Annotated in this window: 19 protein-coding genes and 1 pseudogene; 7 read left to right on the plus strand and 13 right to left on the minus strand. The window is 60.0% G+C overall.

What is annotated here, in order from left to right:
- Nucleotides 1-130 precede the first annotated feature (130 nt).
- From FJD34_RS02225 to FJD34_RS28775, 3 genes and pseudogenes are all read right to left on the minus strand, one after another.
- The gene (locus FJD34_RS02225; protein ID WP_090291080.1) at nucleotides 131-370 is read right to left on the minus strand and encodes a hypothetical protein; all 240 of its coding nucleotides are present in this window, start codon (nucleotides 368-370) and stop codon (nucleotides 131-133) included.
- A gap of 119 nt (nucleotides 371-489) precedes the next feature.
- Complete coding sequence (locus tag FJD34_RS28770; protein ID WP_373290015.1) at nucleotides 490-1,353, minus strand: methyl-accepting chemotaxis protein; 864 nt, start codon at nucleotides 1,351-1,353, stop codon at nucleotides 490-492.
- Nucleotides 1,348-2,166: pseudogene (locus FJD34_RS28775) on the minus strand (HAMP domain-containing protein); the annotation flags it as partial. The pseudogene FJD34_RS28775 and the gene FJD34_RS28770, both read right to left, overlap by 6 nt.
- A 183-nt stretch (nucleotides 2,167-2,349) precedes the next feature.
- Here FJD34_RS28775 and FJD34_RS02235 point away from each other — a divergent pair.
- From FJD34_RS02235 to FJD34_RS02260, 6 genes are all read left to right on the plus strand, one after another.
- The gene (locus tag FJD34_RS02235; protein WP_032860477.1) at nucleotides 2,350-2,820 is read left to right on the plus strand and encodes an NUDIX hydrolase; all 471 of its coding nucleotides are present in this window, start codon (nucleotides 2,350-2,352) and stop codon (nucleotides 2,818-2,820) included.
- 380 nt (nucleotides 2,821-3,200) lie between these two features.
- Nucleotides 3,201-3,596 carry a GtrA family protein gene (locus FJD34_RS02240; protein WP_090291079.1) on the plus strand — a complete coding sequence of 132 codons (396 nt, stop codon included), beginning with the start codon at nucleotides 3,201-3,203 and terminating at the stop codon, nucleotides 3,594-3,596.
- A gap of 16 nt (nucleotides 3,597-3,612) precedes the next feature.
- Nucleotides 3,613-4,563, plus strand: coding sequence for a glycosyltransferase family 2 protein (locus FJD34_RS02245; RefSeq protein WP_050593360.1), 951 nt, complete (start codon nucleotides 3,613-3,615; stop codon nucleotides 4,561-4,563).
- Complete coding sequence (locus FJD34_RS02250) at nucleotides 4,563-5,972, plus strand: ArnT family glycosyltransferase (RefSeq protein WP_223232672.1); 1,410 nt, start codon at nucleotides 4,563-4,565, stop codon at nucleotides 5,970-5,972. The genes FJD34_RS02245 and FJD34_RS02250 overlap by 1 nt, the downstream gene beginning before the upstream one ends.
- Nucleotides 5,973-6,193: 221 nt before the next feature.
- Entirely contained in the window at nucleotides 6,194-8,599 is a 2,406-nt protein-coding gene (locus FJD34_RS02255; protein ID WP_090291078.1) for a glucose/quinate/shikimate family membrane-bound PQQ-dependent dehydrogenase, read from the plus strand.
- Nucleotides 8,600-8,699: 100 nt separating this feature from the next.
- The gene (locus FJD34_RS02260; RefSeq protein WP_065943222.1) at nucleotides 8,700-9,326 is read left to right on the plus strand and encodes a LysE family translocator; all 627 of its coding nucleotides are present in this window, start codon (nucleotides 8,700-8,702) and stop codon (nucleotides 9,324-9,326) included.
- Nucleotides 9,327-9,371: 45 nt separating this feature from the next.
- On the opposite strand, the gene FJD34_RS02265 is transcribed toward FJD34_RS02260, so the two are convergent.
- The 10 genes from FJD34_RS02265 to FJD34_RS02310 all read right to left on the minus strand — a co-directional run bounded on the left by FJD34_RS02265 (nucleotide 9,372) and on the right by FJD34_RS02310 (nucleotide 21,034).
- The gene (locus FJD34_RS02265; RefSeq protein WP_090291077.1) at nucleotides 9,372-11,168 is read right to left on the minus strand and encodes a glycoside hydrolase family 28 protein; all 1,797 of its coding nucleotides are present in this window, start codon (nucleotides 11,166-11,168) and stop codon (nucleotides 9,372-9,374) included.
- Between the two features lie 42 nt (nucleotides 11,169-11,210).
- Entirely contained in the window at nucleotides 11,211-11,579 is a 369-nt protein-coding gene (locus FJD34_RS02270) for a 5-carboxymethyl-2-hydroxymuconate Delta-isomerase (protein WP_090291076.1), read from the minus strand.
- A 111-nt stretch (nucleotides 11,580-11,690) separates the two neighbouring features.
- Nucleotides 11,691-12,602, minus strand: a complete 912-nt coding sequence (gene kdgD, locus FJD34_RS02275) for a 5-dehydro-4-deoxyglucarate dehydratase (protein ID WP_090291075.1) — start codon at nucleotides 12,600-12,602, stop codon at nucleotides 11,691-11,693.
- A gap of 263 nt (nucleotides 12,603-12,865) precedes the next feature.
- On the minus strand, nucleotides 12,866-13,642 hold the full coding sequence (locus FJD34_RS02280; protein WP_090291074.1) for an ABC transporter ATP-binding protein: 777 nt from the start codon (nucleotides 13,640-13,642) through the stop codon (nucleotides 12,866-12,868).
- 10 nt (nucleotides 13,643-13,652) lie between these two features.
- Nucleotides 13,653-14,492 carry an ABC transporter ATP-binding protein gene (locus FJD34_RS02285; RefSeq protein WP_090291073.1) on the minus strand — a complete coding sequence of 280 codons (840 nt, stop codon included), beginning with the start codon at nucleotides 14,490-14,492 and terminating at the stop codon, nucleotides 13,653-13,655.
- A gap of 11 nt (nucleotides 14,493-14,503) precedes the next feature.
- Nucleotides 14,504-15,421: an ABC transporter permease gene (locus FJD34_RS02290; RefSeq protein WP_090291072.1), complete on the minus strand. Its 918-nt coding sequence runs from the start codon at nucleotides 15,419-15,421 to the stop codon at nucleotides 14,504-14,506.
- Nucleotides 15,422-15,482: 61 nt separating this feature from the next.
- Nucleotides 15,483-17,093 (minus strand): ABC transporter substrate-binding protein, encoded by a 1,611-nt coding sequence (locus tag FJD34_RS02295; RefSeq protein WP_090291071.1) that lies wholly within the window; start codon nucleotides 17,091-17,093, stop codon nucleotides 15,483-15,485.
- Nucleotides 17,094-17,117: 24 nt separating this feature from the next.
- Complete coding sequence (locus FJD34_RS02300; RefSeq protein ID WP_090291070.1) at nucleotides 17,118-18,155, minus strand: ABC transporter permease; 1,038 nt, start codon at nucleotides 18,153-18,155, stop codon at nucleotides 17,118-17,120.
- Between the two features lie 41 nt (nucleotides 18,156-18,196).
- Nucleotides 18,197-19,807: an ABC transporter substrate-binding protein gene (locus tag FJD34_RS02305; RefSeq protein WP_090291069.1), complete on the minus strand. Its 1,611-nt coding sequence runs from the start codon at nucleotides 19,805-19,807 to the stop codon at nucleotides 18,197-18,199.
- Nucleotides 19,808-19,879: 72 nt separating this feature from the next.
- Nucleotides 19,880-21,034, minus strand: a complete 1,155-nt coding sequence (locus tag FJD34_RS02310) for a mandelate racemase family protein (protein ID WP_090291068.1) — start codon at nucleotides 21,032-21,034, stop codon at nucleotides 19,880-19,882.
- Nucleotides 21,035-21,403: 369 nt separating this feature from the next.
- Between FJD34_RS02310 and FJD34_RS02315 the strand changes: the two genes are divergently transcribed.
- Entirely contained in the window at nucleotides 21,404-22,129 is a 726-nt protein-coding gene (locus FJD34_RS02315; protein WP_090291067.1) for an oligogalacturonate-specific porin KdgM family protein, read from the plus strand.
- Nucleotides 22,130-22,188: the final 59 nt, after the last annotated feature.

Consider the following 22,188-nt stretch of genomic DNA (forward strand, 5'->3'; position numbering starts at 1 on the left):
GGAATCTTCCGACAAAGAGCGATAAAGACAGTGAACGTTATGTCGAGCTCATTTCTCAGTTGCGCGGCACCTTGAAAGACATAACGAACCTGACTTAGAGGATGAGTTCTGTCGGCGGGAAGGCTTCACATCATCCATTCATGATCTGCTCCCAGCCCCACTCGCGTAGTCCTGCTGCGCGCCAGTAATTCTTGGCAACCGCCTCTGGGACCTCCAGTTCATCATTCAGATCGAACTGCGGGGCCATGGCGAACTGCACATCCATCTCGAAATCATCTTTAAGCAAGCGCTGCATGATCTTGACCCGTTGCAGCCAGGTCAATGAGCGCTTGAAAGCCGTTCTATGCGGGTGCAGCTCGATGCTCACCATCAATAGAACGTTGTGAAGTGCTCGGGCTATCGGTGGGGTGGTCAGCGCGAATGCAAACGACTGGTCAGTGGCAATGCAATTAGGTGGTCAAGTGAGATGCAATTTCGCACCCCAGCCAATCAAAGCCGAAACCGCCCTACCGACTGCGCCAACTGCCCTGCCAACGCCGACAACTCATCCGTGGTCCCCGCCGTCTGGCCAATCACGCGGGTATTGCCCTCTGACATCCCGGCAATCATCTCCACCTGGTGCGCAATTTCATTACTGGCCAGGCTCTGCTCGCCAATCGTGCGGGTGATGTCGTTGACCAGCTGTGTGGTGTTCAGCGTCGCCTCCAGAATTTCACGGATCGCCCGCTCCACATCAGCTGTCACCGCCATGCCTTTATCCACCTGGGCAACACCCGCTTCCATGCTGGTCACAGCCTCGCGGGTGCTTTGCTGAATGCGGGCGACCATGCTCGCGATTTCCTGAGTGGACGCACTGGTACGTGCTGCCAAAGTGCGAACTTCGTCGGCCACCACAGCAAAGCCGCGGCCTTGTTCACCGGCACGCGCGGCTTCAATGGCGGCGTTGAGGGCCAGTAGGTTGGTCTGGTCGGCAATGCCCTTGATCACTTGGATAATGCTGTAGATCCCTTCGGACTCCTTGTCCAGGGTACGAATCACCAGGGCCGACTGTTGCGCCGAACGGGCGATATCGTCCATGTCGCTCACGACTTGATGGATAACCTGCCCGCCGTTCTTGGCCAGGGTTTGCGCCTGGTTGGCCATTTCCAGCGCGTGCTGGGCATGCCGGGTGATTTCTTCGATGCTGGCGGTCATCTGGCTGGTGGCGGCCGACATGGTGCCCGCCGCCGAGCTCTGTTGCTGGCTGCTGGCGGCCACTTCATGACAACCGCTGCTTAGCTGCTGGCTCATGCGGGTGACGCCCTGGGCATTGTTGCGCACCACTTCAATCATGCCGCGCAGGTCATGTTGCATGACGGCCAGGCTGCGAATCAGCATGCTGGCCTCGTCGTGGCTGGCAGGTTCGGGGATCGGCTCGCTGAGGTTGCCGTGGGCGATGCTCTCGGCAATCTGCCGCGCAAGCTGCAACGGCCGCATGATGCTGCGGGTAACCCAATAACCTTGCACGACCAGCAGCAACAGGCACAACACCAGCACCACGCCGAGGGTGAAATTGGCGCTGCGCACGGTTTGACGGGTTTGCTCGCCACTGGCCTTGGAGTTGTTTTCGATCAGTTCGCTCAGGCTGGCCATCTGGCCTTCCAGCTGGATGAACGCCTCGCTGAAGGTGCCCAGCTCTTGTTGGGCCTCGACGGGATCGTTCAGCGCCACACCGACAATCCGCTCACCCGAGGTGATGTAGTTGTCGAGGCTGGGCTTGATATCACTCAGTGCGGTCTTGAGGGCGGGGTTGAGGGGCAGCGCAAGGTTGTCGCCCAGCGCCTTGCGAAAATGCGCTGCATGCTCGGTAATAGCCTCCAGCACTTCATCGCGGCTGCTGACACTTTTGCCCAGCCCCACCAGCATCGCCGACAGCACATCGGCACGCAGCGCGTCGTGCATCATGTCGGCTTCCAGATGATTGCTCAGTGCGGTCATGCTGACCTCGCTGTCAATCATCGCCGCCTCCATCCGCGCATTCCCCAGGTAGTTCACCAGGCTGATGACCAGTACCGTGAGCACACTGGTGCCGATCAGCAACAACAGACGGAGTTTTATCGACATCCCCAAGCCCTCGGCGGTTATGGACTGAAGCAAGGTGTTGATGGCTGCCGTGTGGAACCCCATCGACGCGTTCGCTACCCCTGATTTAAGCCTACTTGCAGGTTTTCGCTGCTTCAGGTCGCTCCTATCTTGAAACGGGCTTGCGTAACAACTGCGGCGTTCGCGTGCGAAGCGCTCGCAACCCAAGCGGCCAACTTGCTAACCTCCCCGACACCAACGCAGCCCTATCCAGAAGAGATACCCCAAATGCGCGAGCGAAAAGCCGCACGATTACTCGTGATAAGCCCCTCTCAAGAGGTCCTCCTTTTCAGGTTCGTTCACAAGGATGGGGCCCTGGCCGGCAGAAACTACTGGGCCACCCCTGGCGGCGGTCTTGAACACGCAGAAACCTTCCAGGCTGCGGCAATCCGTGAACTGCGTGAGGAGACCGGTATTCAAGTCGACACCGTTAAAGGGCCTGTGGCCGAGCGGCAGTTTTCAATGCTCCTGCCCAGTGGCGAGACGGTGCTCGCGCTGGAGCAGTACTTTGTTGTACATGCGCCAAACCAGGTGCTTTCCCGTGCCGACTGGACCGTAGAGGAGGCCGAGGTCATGGCCGATCATCACTGGTGGTCCGCCCAGGAGCTGAGATCGACTGAGGAAACGGTATGGCCCGAGGCGTTGGTGGAGATGCTCGTGGATGCAGGTATCTTCAAATCGGCGACGCACCCTTCATGACATTAGGCTTGACTCTGTCCCATAGGACACCCCCTACCCTGCCTTATCTGTTTTAGGTTCCGCCATCAGCGGATAAGGCAATCCATGAGTGCGTTATCGATGGTCACCAGTGCCAATGGGCATCTGTCCGTCTGATCATCAACCTGCTAAGACAGTCTGGTAGAAAGGGAGCGGTTGACCCTTTCTCCAGGCAACTGGAGTCGATGACTAATGTGGCAGTGTGTTTTATCGGTTAAAACTCGCCAACTCTAACATTCACCCAACACCAAAATTACACTTTAGTAATATCACCCCCCCTTAAACATTTTTTTCACACGCCGGCTTCCACGAGTAGTTAAAGTCAACACCATACAGCCTCTTGAACACATGCAGTTCTCTCAATGATATCGCCACCCCCTACAACCTTGCCTTACTATCTGATCGTTGGGATATTTGCCACTGGCGCTCATTACATAACACTTTTGTTATTGTCTCTAGCTCTGCCCGCACTCATTGCGACGTTACTGGGAGCAATAGTCGGGACTGTTGTTAGTTATCAGGGCAACAAACGCTGGACGTTTACAAAGGCTCGTCCACCCGACACTTATCAATGGCTGCGCTTCAGCATCACGGCCTTGGTCTACAACGGTACAAACCTGGCCCTGATGGCGTTCCTGCTGGAGCACTGGCCCCAGCGCCTATGGCTGATGCAGGTGATCACCACCTGCGCCCTGACGTTGATCACTTACCAAATCAACCAGTACTGGAGCTTTCGCCATGAATCGATCAAGAGCTGAGCGCTCCCCTCGTCCGATGCTCAGTGTGATTGTCTGTTGTTATAACGAAGCCAAGGTACTGCCTTTTTTTCATAAGCGGCTAATGGCTGTACTTAAGACGCTCAGCATTCGCTACGAAGTCGTATATGTCAACGACGGCAGCCGCGATGAAACACTGGCGCTACTGGATGGTTATTGCCAGGCGCCTGGCGTTCGCTGTTTGAACCTGAGCCGTAACTTCGGCAAGGAAGCCGCCATGGTCGCCGGCATTGATTATGCGGTCGGGGATGCGTTGTTATTTATTGATGCCGACTTGCAAGACCCGCCCGAACTTATTCCACTCATGGTTCATCATTGGCTGACCGGTAGCGATATCGTCAATATGCAGCGGCGCAGTCGTCTGTCTGATACCTCAAGCAAACGTATCAGTGCCCACCTCTACTACAAACTGATGAACTTTTTGGCCGACAAGTTTGATGTTCCCGCAGACGTCAGCGACTTCCGCCTGATTGGCCCGGCGCCCCTGGCAGCGCTGCGCGGCATGCCGGAACGGACGCGTTTCATGAAGGGCCTGATCAGTTGGCTGGGGTTCAATACCATCGAGTTGCCCTATGACCGTGAGCCGCGCAGCGCCGGCCTCAGCAAATGGGGGCCGCTGGCGCTGATCGACCTCGGTATCGAAGGCGTATTGGCGCTGTCGCGCAAGCCGTTGCGCTGGTTCAGCCTGCTCAGCCTGATGATTTTCATCGCCACCACGGTGTTCATCATCCAGCAGATGAGCGTCAACACCGTCAATGCCCATCACGTGATCATGGGCATTGCTGCGTTCATTACCGTGGGCATAGCAATGATCGGCGAATACCTCGGGGCAACGTTGAGCGAAGTCAGGCAGCGTCCCATCTATCTACTCGACAACCTGCTCGGCGAAGCCCCTGAACGGCCAGAGCACCCCTGCCCGATACACCCTCGCGAACAAGAAAACCACTGATGATGATAACGACCCGTACGCTATGGCTGGTATTGATCGCTATTTTGGCCCTGCGCCTGGCAAGCCTGGGGCTGTACCCGTTGATGGACACCTCCGAAGCCCGCTACGCCGAAATGGCGCGCAAGATGCTGGTGCTCGGCAACTGGGTAACCCCGCTGTTCGAGCTTGACGTACCTTTTTGGGGCAAGCCGCCGCTGTCGTTCTGGACCCAGGCGCTGGGCATGAAGTTGCTGGGTATCAATGAATTCGCCATTCGCTTTCCGGCATGGCTGCTGCATGTCGCCAGTTGCCTGATCATCATCCGGTTTGCCCGTGAGCAGGCCGATGAAAAAACGGCGGTATGGGCGGCGATTATCTTTTCCAGCTCAACCCTCGGCCTGTTGTCGGCAGGTGTGGTATTGACCGACCCGGCATTGAGTTTCTCGGTACTGCTGGCCAGCTATGGCTTCTGGTGCGGCATGACACGCGGCGACCGCCGTTGGGCTCTGGCAGGATTTGCCGGCCTGGGCCTCGGGTTGCTGGCAAAGGGGCCGTTGGTGCTGGTGCTGGTGGGGGCTCCAGCTGTGATCTGGACGCTTTACTACCGACAATGGCGTGCCTTTTTGCACTTGCCCTGGCTGCTGGGCCTTGCGTTGATGCTGGTGATTGCCGTGCCTTGGTACGTGATTGCTGAACAGCGCACGCCGGGGTTTCTCGATTACTTCCTGATCGGCGAGCACTGGAAGCGTTATGTGGTCAGCAAATGGGCCGGAGACTTGTACGGCAGCGCCCATGCCCGGCCCACGGGCGCCATCTGGATGGACCTGATGCTCGCGCTTTTCCCCTGGACGCTGCTGTTGCCAGCGTTGTACTTCGCCCTGCGCCGCTCGGCCCTGTCGGGTCGCTACTACGGGTTTATCGCCCTGTGGGCCCTGGCTACGCCGGTGTTTTTCACGTTCTCCGGCAATATCCTGTGGACTTACCTGCTGCCATCGCTGCCAGCCTGGAGCCTGCTGCTGGCTGGCGCGCTCAAGGCAGTACCCTGGCAAACCGGCAAAACCATCATTGGGTTGATCCTCGCGCTGCTGCTGCCGGTATGGCTGCTTATCGCTGCCATCGACGGCCGCGCCTTTGACCGGCCGAATAACCAACGTGATCTCGCCAGGGCCTGGCAGCAGTTGCAGGCAGACCGTCCCGGAACCCTCTTTTACTGGGGCCGGCGCTCCTACTCGGGGGAGTTCTATACCCAGGGCCAGGCACGCCGGGTCGAGGATTTGGCTACCTTGCCCGTTGACCGCACCTTTTACATCGCGCGTCGGGTACGTGACCTCAAGCGAGGTATCCAGGGCTTGCAGCCGTTCAATTGTGTCGAGCAACTGCGCGCCAGCCAGAGCGTGTTATTCAGGTGCGGCCCCGTGCAGGAGCCTTAAGGCAACACGTATCAAATGTAGGAGCGGGCTTGCCCGCGATGGTCGTTAAACGATGACACTGGCTATCTGACACCTCGCAGAGATCTACCGGACGTCATCGCGGGCAAACCCCACATTGAGAGTGTCCAGGCTTGAAGGAATCGACAGCGACACAAAATGTACCAAACAGTTAATTAGCTTGCTACCATTGTCGATCGAACCCTTACTTCGAGTTTTTCGACATGAAACACGCCTCGAGCGCCGCTGGCGCCTCTCGATTCCTCTTGCTGGGCCTGGGCCTGATCATCGCCCTGCTCGGCCTGGCCCTGGCAGCCGGTGGTGCAAAACTGCTGAGCCTGGGAGGCTCCGGCTACTTCCTGGTCGGCGGCTTGTCCATGGCCATTGCTGGCGTGTTGATCGCGCGGCGCAAACCAGCGGGTGCCTGGTTGTTCGCGGCCTTTTTGCTCGGCACTGCGGTGTGGGCGGTGTTGGAGGTGGGCCTGGTGTTCTGGCCACTGTTTTCGCGGCTGTTCATGTTCACCGTGATCGGCCTGGCAGTGGTGCTGGTGTATCCGCTGCTGGCGCCAGGCACGCGCCGTGGCGCCTACGGCGTGGCGGGCGTGCTGGCGGTGGCATTGGCCGTGGCGGCGGGTAACATGTTTGTCGCCCACCCCAGTGTTGCCCCGACTGGTGATGGCCCGGGCCTGACTGCCGTCGATCCGGCGCAGGCGCAAAAAGACTGGGCACACTACGGCAACACCGAAGGCGGCAGCCGTTTTGCCGCGCTCGACCAGATCAATCGCAGCAACGTCGACAAGCTCAAGGTGGCCTGGACCTATCGCACCGGTGATGTGGCGGTCAGCGATGGCAACGGCGCTGAAGACCAACTCACGCCCCTGCAGATCGGCAACAAGGTGTTTATCTGTACGCCCCACAACAACCTGATCGCGCTGGATGCCGACACCGGCAAAGAGCTGTGGAAGAACAGCATCAACGCCCAGTCGGCGGTGTGGCAGCGCTGCCGCGGTATGGCGTATTTCGATGCCACCGCGCCGATCGTCCAGCCGACCCAAGCCAACCGCTCGCCGATCATTGCCGCCAGCGTGCCGGCCGGTGCGCAGTGTGAGCGGCGCCTGTTGACCAACACCATTGATGCACGGCTGATTGCAGTGGATGCCGATACCGGCGAGTTTTGCCAGGACTTCGGCAACCACGGCCAGGTGGATTTGAAAGCTGGCCTGGGCAATGTCCCGGACAGCTACTACCAATTGTCCTCCGCACCATTGATCGCCGGCACTACCGTGGTGGTTGGCGGGCGCGTTGCCGATAACGTCCAGACCGACATGCCGGGCGGCGTGATCCGTGGCTTCGATGTGATCAGCGGCGCGATGCGCTGGGCATTCGACCCTGGCAACCCTGAAGACAAGCAAGCGCCCGCCCCGGGCGACACCTATGTGCGCAGCACACCCAACAGCTGGGCGCCGATGTCGTATGACCCGCTGATGAACACGGTATTCCTGCCGATGGGCAGCTCATCCACCGATATCTATGGTGTCGAGCGCACCCAGCTCAATCACAAGTACGGTGCCTCGGTACTGGCGCTGGACGCCTCCACGGGCGAGGAAAAGTGGGTGTACCAGACCGTCCACAATGACCTCTGGGACTTCGACCTGCCGATGCAACCCAGCCTGATCGACTTCACCCAGGCCAACGGCAAGACCGTCCCAGCCGTGGTGATCGGCACCAAGGCCGGGCAGATCTATGTACTGGACCGCGCCACCGGCAAGCCGCTGACCCAGGTTGAAGAAGTACCGGTCAAGGCCGCCAATATCCCCAACGAACCTTACTCGCCGACCCAGCCTAAATCCGTGGGTATGCCGCAAATTGGCGCACAAACCTTGAGCGAATCGGACATGTGGGGCGCCACCCCGTATGACCAGTTGCTATGCCGCATCGACTTCAAAGGCATGCGCTACGAGGGCTTGTACACAGCGCCTGGCACTGATAAATCCCTGAGTTTTCCCGGCTCCCTGGGTGGCATGAACTGGGGCAGTATTTCCACCGATCCAGTGCATGGCTTTATCTTCGTCAACGACATGCGCCTGGGCCTGTGGATCCAGATGATCCCCTCGCAGAACAAGGCCCAGGCCTCTACAGGGGGTGAAGCGCTGAACACCGGCATGGGCGCGGTACCGCTCAAGGGCACGCCTTACGCGGTGAACAAGAACCGCTTCCTGTCGGTGGCCGGCATTCCGTGCCAGGCTCCGCCGTTCGGCACCCTCACCGCCATTGACATGAAGACCCAGAAAATTGCCTGGCAAGTACCGGTCGGCACCGTTGAAGACACCGGTCCACTGGGCATTCGCATGCACCTGCCGATCAAGGTCGGCCTGCCGACACTCGGCGCTACCCTATCGACCCAAGGCGGCCTGGTGTTCATCGCCGGCACCCAGGACTTCTACCTGCGCGCCTTCAACAGCGCCAATGGCGAAGAAACCTGGAAAACCCGCCTGCCCGTGGGCAGCCAGGGTGGGCCGATGACCTATGTTTCGCCGAAAACCGGCAAGCAATACGTAGTCATCACCGCCGGCGGCGCGCGCCAATCCACCGACCGTGGCGACTACGTGATCGCCTACGCCCTGCCTTGAGTCCCGCGCGGTACTGATGCATCGCGGGATTGACCTTGATCTTGGAGGCCCGGTTGGAACACGATGACCGCCTTGCGCCGTTGACGAAAGGAGTGTCGTTATGTTCCCACTGGAAATCTGGCTGACCTATACCGCCGCCTGCCTGTTGCTGGTGCTCTCCCCCGGCCCGGACAACCTGCTGGCCATCGCCAGGGGCCTGAGCCAGGGGCGCATGGCAGCGGCCGTTTCGGGGGTGGCTTCGGGCACCGGGATCCTGTTTCACGTGGCCACCGCCTCGCTGGGCCTGACCCTGTTGATGCAGACATCCGCCGTGGCGTTCTGGGTGGTTAAAGTGATCGGCGCCAGCTACCTGGTGTGGCTGGGCATCAAGGTCTTGCGTTCGCGCAGCCTGATCAACTTCAAGCCGGCGGCGCGGCAACCGCTCAAAAGTATCTTCCTCACCGGCTTCCTGTCGGCGGCGCTGAACCCCAAGCCGGGGCTGTTTGTGCTCGCGTTCATCCCGCAGTTCGTCAACCCGGCATTGGGCTCGGTCACGCTGCAAATGATGGTCTACGGCGCCTGGTTCGCCGCATTGACCGCCCTGGGTTTTGCGCTCATGGGGATTTTTGCAACGCGCCTGTCGACCTGGCTGCAACGCAAGCCAAAAGTCGTCAATGGCCTGAATGTGGGCGCCGGACTGACCTTCGTCGCGTCCGGTCTTTCGGTGGCGGCACTGAGTCAAAAGTGAACCGGGCCGTGGGCTGTACGCGGACATTCAATCTACGGTGACAACCTACAACGGCGCCGGCTCGACATCCTTGAAGGTCAATCCCTGGCTCTCGGTGATCTGCCAGGGATTGGCGGCTCCGGTTTCACTGAATACCACCTGTTCAAAGCGCGATTCCTTCAGACCATCCAGCCGCACCTTGGCCGGGCCGCTGAAGCGCACGCGCTCGAACACCAGCCCCTGGTGCCAGGCATTGCGGGTGCTGTCGCCCTTGACCTCGATGGCCGCGCCCTGGGCATTCTCGACACTGACATCGCTCACGCGGATGTCCCTGAACTGCCCCGGCACCGTAGAACGCTTGTAGTCGAGCTTGGCGTTCGGGTCGTTGTAATCGAGGGTAAAGATGAATGCCTGCTTCACCGTGTTGCGCATCGCCGAGTCGCGGAAGATGACATTACGCGCACCGCCATCCATAAAGTTGGTGCTTTTCATGCGCAGGCCCGCATCGGTGCCATCGGACACATTGTCTTCGGCCAGGATGTTCTGGATCCAGGCCCCGGTGTGGCTGCCCGCGACGACCATGCCATGGCCCTTGCGAAAGTAGTTGTTGAAGATCCAGGCATCTTCCTGGGGCTTCTGATGCACCGCGTCGGCGCCAGTGCCGGCGGCGAAGTTGACGCAGTCATCGCCAGTGTCAAAGAAGTTGTTGAAGACCATCGCCCCCTTGCTGTTGGCAAACTCGATGCCGTCGCCATTGTTCGCGTCGTAGGTTTTATGGGTGGTGTTGGCCAATACGACGTTTTCGGTTTCCAGGTTCATGATCCCGTGGAACGCCGGGTTGACCACGGTAAAGCCGCCATAGAAGACATTTTTCACATCGCGCAGGGTAATCAGCGATGAGCGCATCTGGCCGTAGGCATCCTTGACGTTCATGCCACGGGCCACGGCCTGTTCCACCTGGGCCTTGGCCAGGATGCCGTCCTGCATGTAACGGGTGTTATCGCTGGGCAGGTAGAACGGCAGCGCCTGGCCACGCTCGCCCGGCACATCGGCTTGGCGCTTCCAGCCGTTGCCATCGATCACCCCCTTGCCGACAATGCGGATGTTCTCGAATGCTTGATGACTGCGCGGATCACGGGGCAAGGCGTTGATCAGCGATGCCGGGCGTACGGTGCTCGAATACGGGTATTGGATATAGCCCGCCAGCGGATAGTCCTCAGCACGCTCGGAACCCAGCAGGGTCGCGCCTTCGGCGATTTCCAGGGTCATATTGCTCTTGAGGTACAGCGCACCGCTCTTGTAGGTGCCCTTGGGCAACAACACTTTGCAGCCAGGAGTGCAGGCATCGATGGCGCCCTGGATTGCCAGGGTCTCAAGGTGGCTGCCATCGCCCTTGGCCCCGTACTGGCGGACATCAAAAACCTTAGGCACCGGGGCAGTGCGCTGGACCAGGGCGGGGCTGTCGGCGGACTCGTTACCGGCGGCGTCCACCGAACGCACAGTGAAACGGTACTGGGTATTGGCTTTCAGGCCCTGGACGGTATAGCTGTGGATCGCGATGCGGTGATGGAAGTTGCGGGTGTCCTGCGCATAAAAGTGGTCGATGTATGGCTTGGCCGGCGACACCCGGTCGTTATTGGCATTGGCACTGCCCAGCAACATGCCGTTGGCATACACCCGGTAATCCTTGATGACACGGTGCTCGGCCGGCTTTTCCCAGACCAGGATGATTTCCCGCTCATCAAATGCCAGCGTTGGCACTTGCACCTTGGACGGTGCTTGCAGCGCCCAGGCCGGCAGGCTGCAACCGAGGGCCAGCGCCAGTACCAGGCGTTGACCGATAACAGTGGTTTGATACGGCATTTTTTGTTTTCCTTGTTTTTGCCTGTGATCACACCGGGGGCTTTACGCCGGTAACCCGGCCTCTTGCAGGTACTGACTACGGTTGACGAAGGTCTCGCGCGGCATCTCCCGCACATCCATGGACAAGGCCTCGACCTGCGGCAATAGGGCGATCAGTGCGGCCAGGGTGGCGCTGGCGAATTCGCGTTGTTGCGCGGCACTGCGCCCGGCGAACAGGTAGAGGGCCACGTGTACGAAGTCATCCTGGGTGTGCCCGCAACGGTAATGCGCATAGCCGTTCAGGCGCACCTTGATGTCCCCCGGTTTGAATACGCCGAAAGCGTCGAGGGTATCGTGGACGGCGGCCAGCAGCTGTTGCTCGCCGAGCTGTACGACCAGGGCTTGTGAACAATCGATGATGCAATGGGGCATCGTTCATCTCCGTATGTGTAGGAGCCGGCTTGCAGGCGATGGGTGTTAACACGGCGCCTGGGATTTTCTCGCTGGCAAGCCAGCTCCTGCAGGCGCCGCAGGGCGCAGGGTTTACTGGGCGCCGAGGGACTTGATCAGCGCGTCCAATTGCTCCACTTCCTCGGGCAACAGGTCGGTCAGCGGTGCGCGCACAGGGCCTGCGTCATGCCCAACCAAACGGGCGCCGGCCTTGACGATGCTGACGCCATACCCCTCACAGCGGTTGCGGATGGCCAGGTAAGGCAGGAAGAAATCGTCGATCAAACGGCCCACGGTGTCGTGATCGTCACGGGCCACGGCGTGGTAGAAATCCATCGCGGTTTTCGGGATGAAATTGAACACTGCCGACGAGTAGACCGGTACGCCCAGGGCCTTGTAGGCGGCGGCGTAGACCTCGGCCGTTGGCAAGCCGCCAAGGTAGGTCAGGCGATCACCCAGGCGACGGCGAATGGAAACCATGGATTCGACTTCGCCAATGCCATCCTTGAAGCCGATCAGATTCGGGCAACGCTCGGCCAGTTGTTCCAGGCTGTCGGCGTTGAGGCGGCAGAGGTTACGGTTGTACACCACCACGCCAAAGTCCACCGAATTGCACACTTGCTCAACGTGGGCTACCAGGCCCTTCTGGCTGACTTCGGTCAGGTAGTGCGGCATCAACAAGATCCCCGCCGCCCCCAGGCGCTCGGCTTCCTGGGCATAGGCGATGGCCTGGCGGGTCGGCCCACCGGCGCCGGCAAGGATCGGCACCTGGCCACGGCAGGTATCTACCGCAGTCTTAATGATGCGCGAGTACTCATTGGATTCCAGGGAAAAGAACTCACCCGTGCCGCCGGCGGCGAACAGCGCACTGGCGCCATACGGGGCCAGCCATTCCAGACGACGGGCATAGGTGTCGGCGCGAAAATCCCCCGCCGCATCGAAGTCGGTGACGGGGAACGACAGCAAGCCGGAAGACAGGACGGTTTTTAATTCTTGTGGAGTCATGGTTCGCAAATCTCATGCTGAAAGTAAAAAGGTGATACCTGAAAATCTAGATGATCTAGAGGTACGTTATCGTACAACTATGAATTGCAAAGGGCCATGGTAAAAACCGTTCTATTGGCTTTCCCGGTCCTGCAGGCGCCGAACACTTGACGAAACAGCCAATAATGGCGGCGCTATCGCGTCAATTACCATGCGTTATCGCTGGCGATTTTCGCCGACAAGCCGACGCCTACAAAGGGTCTTGTTGTATGACAACCTAGCGTTTAACTGGCGATTTTTCGCTGGGACTCCTGGCTAAAGTCCCGGCTTGCCTGCACCAGCATTCGTGTGTAGTCATGCTGGGCGCAGTCCCGGCTCAGGGCCTGGCTGTCGAGCAACTCAACGATCCTGCCCTGCTGCATCACCGCCACCCGGTCGCACAGGTGGGTGACCACGCCCAGGTCGTGGGTCACCATCAGGTAGGTGAGTTTCTCGCGCTGGCGCAGGTCGGCCAGCAGGTTGAGGATCTCCGCCTGCACCGAGACATCCAGGGCCGAGGTCGGCTCGTCAAGCAACAGCACCCGCGGCTCCAGGATCAATGCGCGGGCAATCGCCACGCGCTGGCGCTGGCCACCGGACAACTGGTGCGGGTAGCGATAGCGAAAGCTGTCGTTCAAACCTACCTTGAGCAGGATCTCGTTGATCCGATCGTCCTTGTCCCCTACCCCATGGATAATCAGCGGCTCACGCAATGCGGTGTCGATGGTGTGGCGTGGGTGCAACGAACCGTACGGGTCCTGGAACACCATCTGGACCTGGCGAAAATGCGCCTTGGGGATTTTCTGCTGCAACGGCACGCCAGCAATGCTCAACTCGCCGCTCCAGTGCCGGTATTGTCCGGCGAGGCAGCGCAGCACGGTAGTCTTGCCCGAGCCGGACTCCCCCACCAGACCGAAGGATTCGCCATCGGCGACACTGAGATTGACGTCATGCAACACCTGGTTGAGGGCCGGGCCGGCACCGAAACTCAGGTTCAGCGAATGCGCTTGGATCATGGACATGGTCAGTTCCTCAGCAAGTCAGCCACTGCGGATCGCGCTGCAGCACCGGCAACCGTGGGCGACGGTTGTCCATGCTCGGCAGTGCGGCCAGCAGGCCACGGGTATAAGGGTGTTCGGCGTATTGCAGGTCGCAGGCCGCCAGGGACTCAACGACCCGTCCGGCATACATCACCAGCACCCGGTCACAATAGTTACGCACCAGGTTGAGGTCGTGACTGACGAAAATCAGCCCCAGCTCCTGCTGCCCCACCAGCTCTTCGAGCACGCTCAACACTTGCTGGCGCACCGAGACGTCAAGGGCCGAAGTCGGCTCATCGGCAATGATCACTTCAGGGTTGGTGATCACCATCATGGCGATCATGATGCGCTGCCCCATACCGCCCGAGACTTCATGGGGGTAAAGGTTGTAGACCCGCTGCGGATCGCGGATATGCACTTTGTCCAGCATCTGCATCACCCGCTCGCGGGCTTCGCTGCGGCTGGCCTTGTGATGGGCCAGGTAGGCCTCGGCGATCTGGTCACCGACCTTGACCACTGGGTTGAGCGAGTATTTGGGGTCTTGCATGATCATCGAGATGCGTTGGCCGCGAATCTTCTGCATGGCCTTTTCGCTGGCCGACAGCAGATCGACGTCGCCAAATTGCATGGCCTTGGCGCTGATCCTCGCACTGGTCGGATGCAACTTAAGCAGGCTGCGTCCCACGGTGGACTTGCCCGAGCCGGACTCGCCGACGATGGCGAGCTTTTCGCGACCCAGGGTGAACGACACGTCACGCACCGCATGGGTTTCTTTCTGGCCGTTGACGAAGCGCACATTGAGCCCTTCGACGTTCAGTTTGATGGCAGACATACAGCCTCCGATTACTCGCTACGCGGGTCAAGAATGTCCCGCAGGCCGTCGCCCAACAGGTTGAAAGCCAGGCTCACCAGCATAATTGCAGCGCCGGGTACGGCCACCAGCCACCAGCACTCAAGCATGTAGCGCCGGCCGGTGGAGATCATCGCGCCCCACTCCGGCAACGGTGCCTGTGCACCCAGTCCAAGGAAGCCCAGGGCAGCCGCGGTGAGGATGATCCCGGCCATGTTCATGGTCAGCCGGATGATCACCGACGACAGGCACATGGGTACAATATGCCGCAGGATGATCCGCGACGACGAAGCGCCTTGCAGCTCCACCGCCACCACAAAATCAGCCTTGCGCAGCGACAGGGTTTCGGCCCGCGCCAGGCGTGCAATCGGTGGCCAGGATGTCAGGGCAATCGCGACCACGGCGTGCTCCAGCCCAGGGCCCAGGGCCGCGATAAACGCCAGTGCGAGGACCAGGCTGGGGAACGAGATAAAGATGTCGGTCAGACGCATGAACACCGTGTCGACAATCCCACCGTAGTAGCCGGACACGGTGCCGATAAACAGCCCGATCGGCCCCACGATCACTGTGACCAGGGCAATGATGTACAGGGTGATGCGCGAGCCGTAGACCAGGCGGCTGAAAATATCCCGACCGTATTCATCGGTACCGAACCAGTGCGCGGCGCCGGGCGCCTGAAGCGCGTTGGCCAGGTTCTGCGCCACCGGGTCGTGGGTAGCGATCCACGGCGCAAAGGCTGCAACGACGATCAATAGCATCGCCACCAGCAGCCCGGCCAGGGTCATGGGGTTGCGCAACAGGTGATACAACACACGCAGGCCGTTCTTGCACAAGGCATCGAAGCTGGACCCGGGCGTGCGTTGCGCCTGCCGTTTGGCGGCGGACCCGGTAGAAGACATGTTGGCAATCATTGGCATTTCTCGGATTAAAAGGGAAATCACCCAGCGTGCCCACAGGCGCGCCAGGCAGCACTCAACGTTGCTTGTGCACGCCCAGGTAACGGGTGGCCAGCGCGTCATCACCGTCAAAACCCTTGACGTCGGCGGCACTGACCACGGTGTCGGTCATTTGCGAAACCATCATGATCGGGCCGACCTGCTGGTCGTAGAGGTTCTGCGCCTGGTGATACAGTTTCAGGCGCTGGGCGCTGTCACGCTCAACCCCTGCCTGGTCGATCAGCGCATTGAGCTGTGGATTGAAGAACGAGGCACGCCAGCCCTGGAAGTTCGGCAAGCCGGCGTCGTCGCTGTTGTTGGGGTTATAGGCAAAGGTGCGCAGGCTGAAATACGGGTGCGGATAACGCTCGGCGCCCCGCGCGACGATGATTTCGAAATTGCGCGCACGCATTGCGCCATACACCTGGTTGCCGGTGCCGGTGACAATCGTGGCCTTGATCCCGCCTTGGGCCAGGGTCGATTGCAGGCGGGCGGCGATGTCGATGAACGGCGGCTCGGACAACGTGCGGATGGTGGTGTCAAAGCCCTCCGGGTAACCGGCTTCGGCCAGCAACGCCTTGGCCTTGGCGACGTCCATGTGATACCCGGGATCCGGCAGGCGCGCATCCAGGCCCAGTTGCATCGGCTGCTGGTTGAGCGTGCCGTAGTAAGGCATTACCTGCTGGTCGAGGCCCTTGTAGTCAATCAGGTTGCGCACCGCCTCACGCACCTTGGACTTGGCGAACTCTGGCTGTTTCATGCTCATGGCGACGTAGTACAGGGTGCCGCGCTGCAGGGATTGCACCTGCAGCTTGTCCGAGCCGTCGATGGCGCGGATGTCCGGCGCGGACATGCCATAGGCCAGGTCCAGGTCACCACGTTCAAGCATCAGGCGCAGGGACTGGGATTCGGTCATGTGCCGCACCACCACACGCTTGAGCTTGGCCGCACCGCCCCAGTAACCGTCAAAACGGGTCAGCAGCAGAGAGTCGTTGACGCTCCACTTGGTCAGCACGAAGGGCCCACTGCCCGCCTCATTCGTCACCAGCCAGGCGGCGCCGAGGTCACCATTTTTCTCATGGGCCATCACCGCCTTGCGATCGACCACCACGGCGCTGGGCGAGATCGCCAGGGAATCTACCAGCAGCAACGGGTCCATGACCTGGGGCAGATCGACAACCAGGGTGTAGCTATCGGTGGCACGGATCAGCGCCTGGATATTTTCCACGCTATAGCCGTAGGCCTTCCAGGTGGTAGCCAGGCCATAGTTGAGCTTCATGACCCGGTACAGCGACCAGGCTACATCCTCGGCAGTCAGCGGGTTGCCGGAGTGGAATTTCACGTCCTGGCGCAAATGGAAGGTCACTTGCTTGCCGTCATCGCTGATCTGCCAGCGCTCGGCCAATTGCGGCTGGTGCTTTTCCGGGTTGTTGTTATCGCGCTTGACCAGGGTGTCATAGAGGTTGGCATTGACCCCCGAGGCATCCAGACCCGGGGCGTTGGCCGGGTCGATGGAGAACAGGTTGACCATGCTCATGCCGACGATCAGTTGGTCGGCCGGGGTCTTGGCGTTGACCGCCGTCATTGGCGCAAGCGCCAGGACCGCAGCCAGCAGGCTCATGTGCAGTTTGGACAAAGGGCTATTCATTGCAGATTCCTTGTTCTTATAGTTTTAGCGGGTACGCGGGTCGAACACCTTGTACAAGGCATCGCTGATCAGGTTGAGCGCGACAAAGATCAAGCCGATCACCAGGACGCAGCCCATCACCGCATTCATGTCCCCCAGCATCAGGCTGCTGGTCAGGTACTGGCCGAAACCGGGCCAGGCAAACACGGTCTCGATCAGCACCGCCCCTTCGAGCAGGGAACCGTAGGCCAGCGCCACCACCGTCAGCAGTTGCACGAGAATGTTACGAAAGGCGTGGCCCCACACCACCTGGCGCCGGGACAAACCCTTGACCCGGGCGGTGATGATGTATTCCTGGGACAGCTGTTCGAGCATGAAGCTGCGGGTCATGCGGCTGATATACGCCACCGAGTTCAGCCCCAGGATCAGCGCCGGCAGCACGATATGGCGCAGGGCGCTGGCAAAGGCATCCCAGTCGCGGGCCAGGGTCGAGTCGATCAACAACAGGCCCGTTACCTCCGGCACCATGCCGTCATAGGCCAGGTCGATGCGCCCGGCGCCGCCAGCCCAGCCGAGCCAGGCGTAGAACACCAGCAGGCCCATCATGCCCAGCCAGAAAATCGGCGTGGAGTAACCGAACAAAGTGATCACACGGGCCACATGGTCGCCCAGGCGACCCTGGTTGCTGGCGGCGCACACACCCAGCGGCAAACCGATCAGTATCCCGAACAGAATGGCCAGGGTCGCCAGCTCAATAGTCGCCGGGAACACCCGCAGGATGTCATCCAGCACTGGGTGGCCGGTCAACAGTGCGTTGCCGAAATCACCGTGCAGCAGGTCGTTGAGATACAGGCCGAACTGGGTCCAGATCGGCTTGTCCAGGCCCATGGCCTGGTAGACCTGGTCATAGGTGGAACTATCGGCATCCGGCCCGACCACCGCCAGGACGGGGTCCAGCGGCATGACCCGGCCAATGACAAAGGTCAGGGCCAGCAGGCCGAGCAAGGTCACCAGAACCGTACTGGCACGCCGGGCGGTGTTGGACGCGCGCGCCCCCAACACAGAGGCAGTCGAAACAAACATAGTGAGCTCCTGATAGATCGGTCACGGGTACCGGGCGGTACTCAACGGTTCTTGTAGACGTCCTTGTAGCGCGTGGTCGCCGCCGTGTGGCCCTGGAAATCCACCACATCGCCGTAGACCAGCACCGTATCGGTCATCTGCGAGACGGGCAGGATCGCGCCCACCTGCTGGTCGAGCTGCTCCTGGATCGAACGGTACTGGGCCAGTTGCTTACCGGCATCGGACTCGACTTCGGCGCTCTCGATCAACTGGTTCAACTCGGGGCTGTAGAACGAGGTACGCCAGCCCTGGAAGTTACTCAACTTGGCTTCGTCTCGGTTGTCGGGGTTGTACACCAAGGTACGCAGGCTGGAATGAGGATGACGCTCTGCCCCGCCGCCGCCACGGCCGACGATAATGTCGAAGCTACGCTCGCGCATCGCGCCGTAGATCTGGTTGCCGGTGCCGGTGATGATGTTGGCCTGGATCCCGGCCTGGGCCAGGGTTGATTGCAGATTGGAGGCGATATTGATGAACGGTGGCTCGGCCAGCACGCGGATGGTGGTCTTGAAACCTTCGGGGTAGCCGGCCTCGGCCAGCAGCCTCTTGGCCTGCGCCACATCCAGGCGATAACCTGGATCCGGCAGGCGCGCCGCGAGGCCCAGGGGCAATGGACGCTGATTGATCAGGCCGTAGTGCGGCATCACCGTCTGGTTGATGCCCTGGTAATCGATCAGCGAACGCACGGCCTGGCGCACGCGGGCGTCGGCGAACATCGGTTGCTTCACACTGAGCGCCACGTAATAGAGCGTGCCACGCTGCAAGGTCTGGGTGCGCACCTTGTCGTTGCCTTGCAAGGCTTGGATATCCGGGGCGGACATGCCCTTCGCGATGTCCAGGTCGCCACGCTCGATCATCAGGCGCAGGGATTGGGACTCGGTCATGTTGCGCATGACGATACGTTTGAGCTTGGCCGGGCCTCCCCAGTAGCCGTCGAAACGGGTCATCAGGATCACATCGTTGGCGCGCCAGTCGTTCAGCACAAATGCACCACTGCCCGCGGCATGGGTCACCAGCCAGGCGGCCCCCATGTCGTTGTTCTTCTGGTGCTCGAGGACTTTCTTGCGGTCGAGGATAAACGCGCTGGGCGATGTCGCTAAAGTATTGAGCACCAACAGCGGGTCGGTCGGGCGCGGCAGTTCGATGACAAAGGTCGTGGCGTCCACCGCCCGCATCTGTTGCTCGACGTTATCGGCCGTAAAACCGTAGGCTTTCCAGGTCGAGGCCAGGGCCAGGTTGAGCTTGAGGACCCGTTGCAGTGACCAGGCCACATCCTCGGCGCTCAAAGGGTTGCCGGACTGGAACTGCACGTCGGAGCGCAGGTTGAAGGTCAAGGTCATGCGGTCGTCACTGACCTGCCAGCGCTCGGCCAGCGCCGGCAGCAAGCGATCCGGTTGCTTCACGTCCTGCACCAGCAGCATGTCGTAAAGGTTGGCGTTGACCTCCGACACGTCCAGGCCGGTGGCCGCGGCCGGGTCCAGGGACAGCAGGTTGATCATGCTCATGCCGACAATCAACTGGTCGGCCGGCGTCTTGGCATAGGCGACAGGCACGGCGCTGAACGCCAAGGTAGCCGCAAATACCCGCGCCCAAAGCGAAGGAAGAATGTTCATAACCAGAGTGCCTTTCTTATATTTATAGGGCTCTTGGACGGCCCGGAATGCACCGGGCCGCCCGCGCATGCATCAGAAACTGTTGAGGGTATTGGTCTCGATAAAGTTGAAATCAATCTCTTCACCCAGGCCCGGCAGGTCAGACAAGTGGACGAAGCCATCGCTGTCCATCGGGTCTACCAAGCGCTTGAGATAAGCCGGTACTTCGTCGTAATCCAGGTACGGGTGCAGCAGGCCACGCTCGTACCAGGTGCAGTTCTTGATCGCCCCGACCACAGCCAGGTTAGCGGCGCCATTGCCATGGATTTCGCAGTCCATGCCGAAAGATTCGGCCAGGTGCGCGACCTTCAGGCACGGCGCAATCCCGCCCACACCCGCCACGCCGGCGCGCAGAATATCGCAGACCTCGTTCTTCACCCAGCTAGCGCGGCTCAGGTGTTTACCCGACAGGGTTTCCGGGCCCAGCACCGGGATATCCAACTGGCCGGCCAGCCAGGCATAGGATTCGGCTGACTCTTCCATCATCGGTTCTTCAAACCAGGCGAAGTCGAGCTTCTCCAGCGCTCGGCCAATCGACAGCGCTTCGGTACGGCTGTACCAGTGGTAGCCGTCGAGCATTAGGGCTATATCCGGGCCAACCGCTTCGCGCACTGCGGCGCAAGCCTTGATATCCATCTGCGGGCTAGGGGCGAAAGACACCGGCGGCATCCAGGTGTGCAGCTTGATCGCCTTGTAGCCGCGCTGCACCAGGGTCAGGGCAAAGCGCCCGTAGTCTTCGGGCGTAGCCAAGCCGCCCGGCAGTTCGTCGCCGCACATGGTCGAACCGTACGCAGGGACCTTGTCGCGAAAACCACCGATCAACTTGTGTACCGGCAGGTTCAGTTTGCGCCCCGCCCAATCCCACAAGGCCTGCTCGACCAAGGCCAGGGCGCGATCCGTCAGTTGGCTGGCGCTACCGCGCTGCCAGTGCGCCAGGTCATGCCAGATCTTTTCCCGGTCAAACGCGTTCTGCCCCACCAGCACCTTGCGCACAAAGCCATCGAGCACATAAGGGCGGATCAATTCCGGGGCCCCGAAGGCAAAACCCTCATTGCCGTCTTCAGTCTGAATGCGCAGCAAGGCCATCTTGGCCTGAGTGATGTCGCCGGGGTGGGCATGCCCGGCACTGTCCACGGCGCGGCGGGTCGGGTAGGAGAAAACCTGGACGTTGACTGCTGTGATTCTCATGGATGTCTTTAGCCTTTTTATTGGATTTTTGACAGGAGCATCGGCTGCTGAGGACGATCATATGTCATCGTACAACTTTTGAAAAGGCACCCTAAAAAATCCATAACCACACCATAAATGCTCTTAAACCCTAACAAATACATAATTTTAAAGACGATCAAAGGACATCTTAAAAAATACGACACACCCTATATAGCGGCATTAATCGAAAAAACATATGTCCAAATGTTTCAAAACAACACAAATCGCGTAGACACATCATAGGTTGTACGATAACGTATTTCTGTAAGACCAATAAGAAATAACCGCAACAACGACCGCCTGCAGGATCGTGTTAAACACCCAACAAAAACAATAAAAGAAGACCACATGAACAGCACTCTACGTACGCTCATCGCCGTCGCGGCTGCTAGCCTGCCCCTCTGTGTCATCGCCGACTCCGCCAGCATCAACTACCGCCACCAGTTCACCGAAAGCGACAGTATTCACGCCGACCGCGTGAAACTGAGCTATCGCATGGACAACGGCCTGGGGTTCGAGGGGGAATTGAAGTACCGCACCGCCGGGGATCGTGAAGACGTCGCCTATGACAACATTGTCAACAACGGCCATGAGCTCACGACCAGCTACAACTACAAGCTCAGCGCGCAATCGACCCTCACCCCGGCCTTCCAGATAGACAGCTCGAAAGACTCGACCAGCTACAAGCTGGGGCTCAAGTACAGCTACAAAATCAATGATGCGTTCTATGTTGCCGCGCGCTACCGGCACGATGCCAAGAAGCTCGATCGCGACCTGATCAACGAGGACGTGCCCGATCGCGGCAAGGACAACCAGAACACCAACCGCGTCGAAGGCTGGCTAGGCTACACGCCGCAAAGCAAGTGGGCCTATGAGTACCAGTACATCTACTTCAAGACCGATTACATTCGCTACGACAACAAGAAGAGCGACTACGAGCAGAACCTGATCGTCAAATACAAGCTGACCAAACAGTGGGCGCCGTTCATGGAAGTCGGTGACATCAAGGTCAACTCCACCAGCGATGACCGCCAGGCCCGCTGGCGCCTGGGGGTGCAGTACAACTTTATGTAAGCCGCCTTGCCTGGCGCTTGTGTCTCGGGCGCCAGGCAGGTAACCGACCACCTGAGTAA

Origin of the sequence: Pseudomonas brenneri, assembly GCF_007858285.1 — a bacterium.
In the GTDB taxonomy this organism is placed as follows: Bacteria; Pseudomonadota; Gammaproteobacteria; order Pseudomonadales; family Pseudomonadaceae; genus Aquipseudomonas; species Aquipseudomonas brenneri.

Coding starts and splice junctions, on each gene's coding strand:
- FJD34_RS02225 (WP_090291080.1), bottom strand. CDS start 370: ATGGTGAGCATCGAGCTGCACCCGCATAGAACGGCTTTCAAGCGCTCA.
- FJD34_RS28770 (WP_373290015.1), bottom strand. CDS start 1,353: ATGCAACATGACCTGCGCGGCATGATTGAAGTGGTGCGCAACAATGCC.
- FJD34_RS02235 (WP_032860477.1), top strand. CDS start 2,350: ATGCGCGAGCGAAAAGCCGCACGATTACTCGTGATAAGCCCCTCTCAA.
- FJD34_RS02240 (WP_090291079.1), top strand. CDS start 3,201: ATGATATCGCCACCCCCTACAACCTTGCCTTACTATCTGATCGTTGGG.
- FJD34_RS02245 (WP_050593360.1), top strand. CDS start 3,613: ATGCTCAGTGTGATTGTCTGTTGTTATAACGAAGCCAAGGTACTGCCT.
- FJD34_RS02250 (WP_223232672.1), top strand. CDS start 4,563: ATGATGATAACGACCCGTACGCTATGGCTGGTATTGATCGCTATTTTG.
- FJD34_RS02255 (WP_090291078.1), top strand. CDS start 6,194: ATGAAACACGCCTCGAGCGCCGCTGGCGCCTCTCGATTCCTCTTGCTG.
- FJD34_RS02260 (WP_065943222.1), top strand. CDS start 8,700: ATGTTCCCACTGGAAATCTGGCTGACCTATACCGCCGCCTGCCTGTTG.
- FJD34_RS02265 (WP_090291077.1), bottom strand. CDS start 11,168: ATGCCGTATCAAACCACTGTTATCGGTCAACGCCTGGTACTGGCGCTG.
- FJD34_RS02270 (WP_090291076.1), bottom strand. CDS start 11,579: ATGCCCCATTGCATCATCGATTGTTCACAAGCCCTGGTCGTACAGCTC.
- kdgD (WP_090291075.1), bottom strand. CDS start 12,602: ATGACTCCACAAGAATTAAAAACCGTCCTGTCTTCCGGCTTGCTGTCG.
- FJD34_RS02280 (WP_090291074.1), bottom strand. CDS start 13,642: ATGTCCATGATCCAAGCGCATTCGCTGAACCTGAGTTTCGGTGCCGGC.
- FJD34_RS02285 (WP_090291073.1), bottom strand. CDS start 14,492: ATGTCTGCCATCAAACTGAACGTCGAAGGGCTCAATGTGCGCTTCGTC.
- FJD34_RS02290 (WP_090291072.1), bottom strand. CDS start 15,421: ATGATTGCCAACATGTCTTCTACCGGGTCCGCCGCCAAACGGCAGGCG.
- FJD34_RS02295 (WP_090291071.1), bottom strand. CDS start 17,093: ATGAATAGCCCTTTGTCCAAACTGCACATGAGCCTGCTGGCTGCGGTC.
- FJD34_RS02300 (WP_090291070.1), bottom strand. CDS start 18,155: ATGTTTGTTTCGACTGCCTCTGTGTTGGGGGCGCGCGCGTCCAACACC.
- FJD34_RS02305 (WP_090291069.1), bottom strand. CDS start 19,807: ATGAACATTCTTCCTTCGCTTTGGGCGCGGGTATTTGCGGCTACCTTG.
- FJD34_RS02310 (WP_090291068.1), bottom strand. CDS start 21,034: ATGAGAATCACAGCAGTCAACGTCCAGGTTTTCTCCTACCCGACCCGC.
- FJD34_RS02315 (WP_090291067.1), top strand. CDS start 21,404: ATGAACAGCACTCTACGTACGCTCATCGCCGTCGCGGCTGCTAGCCTG.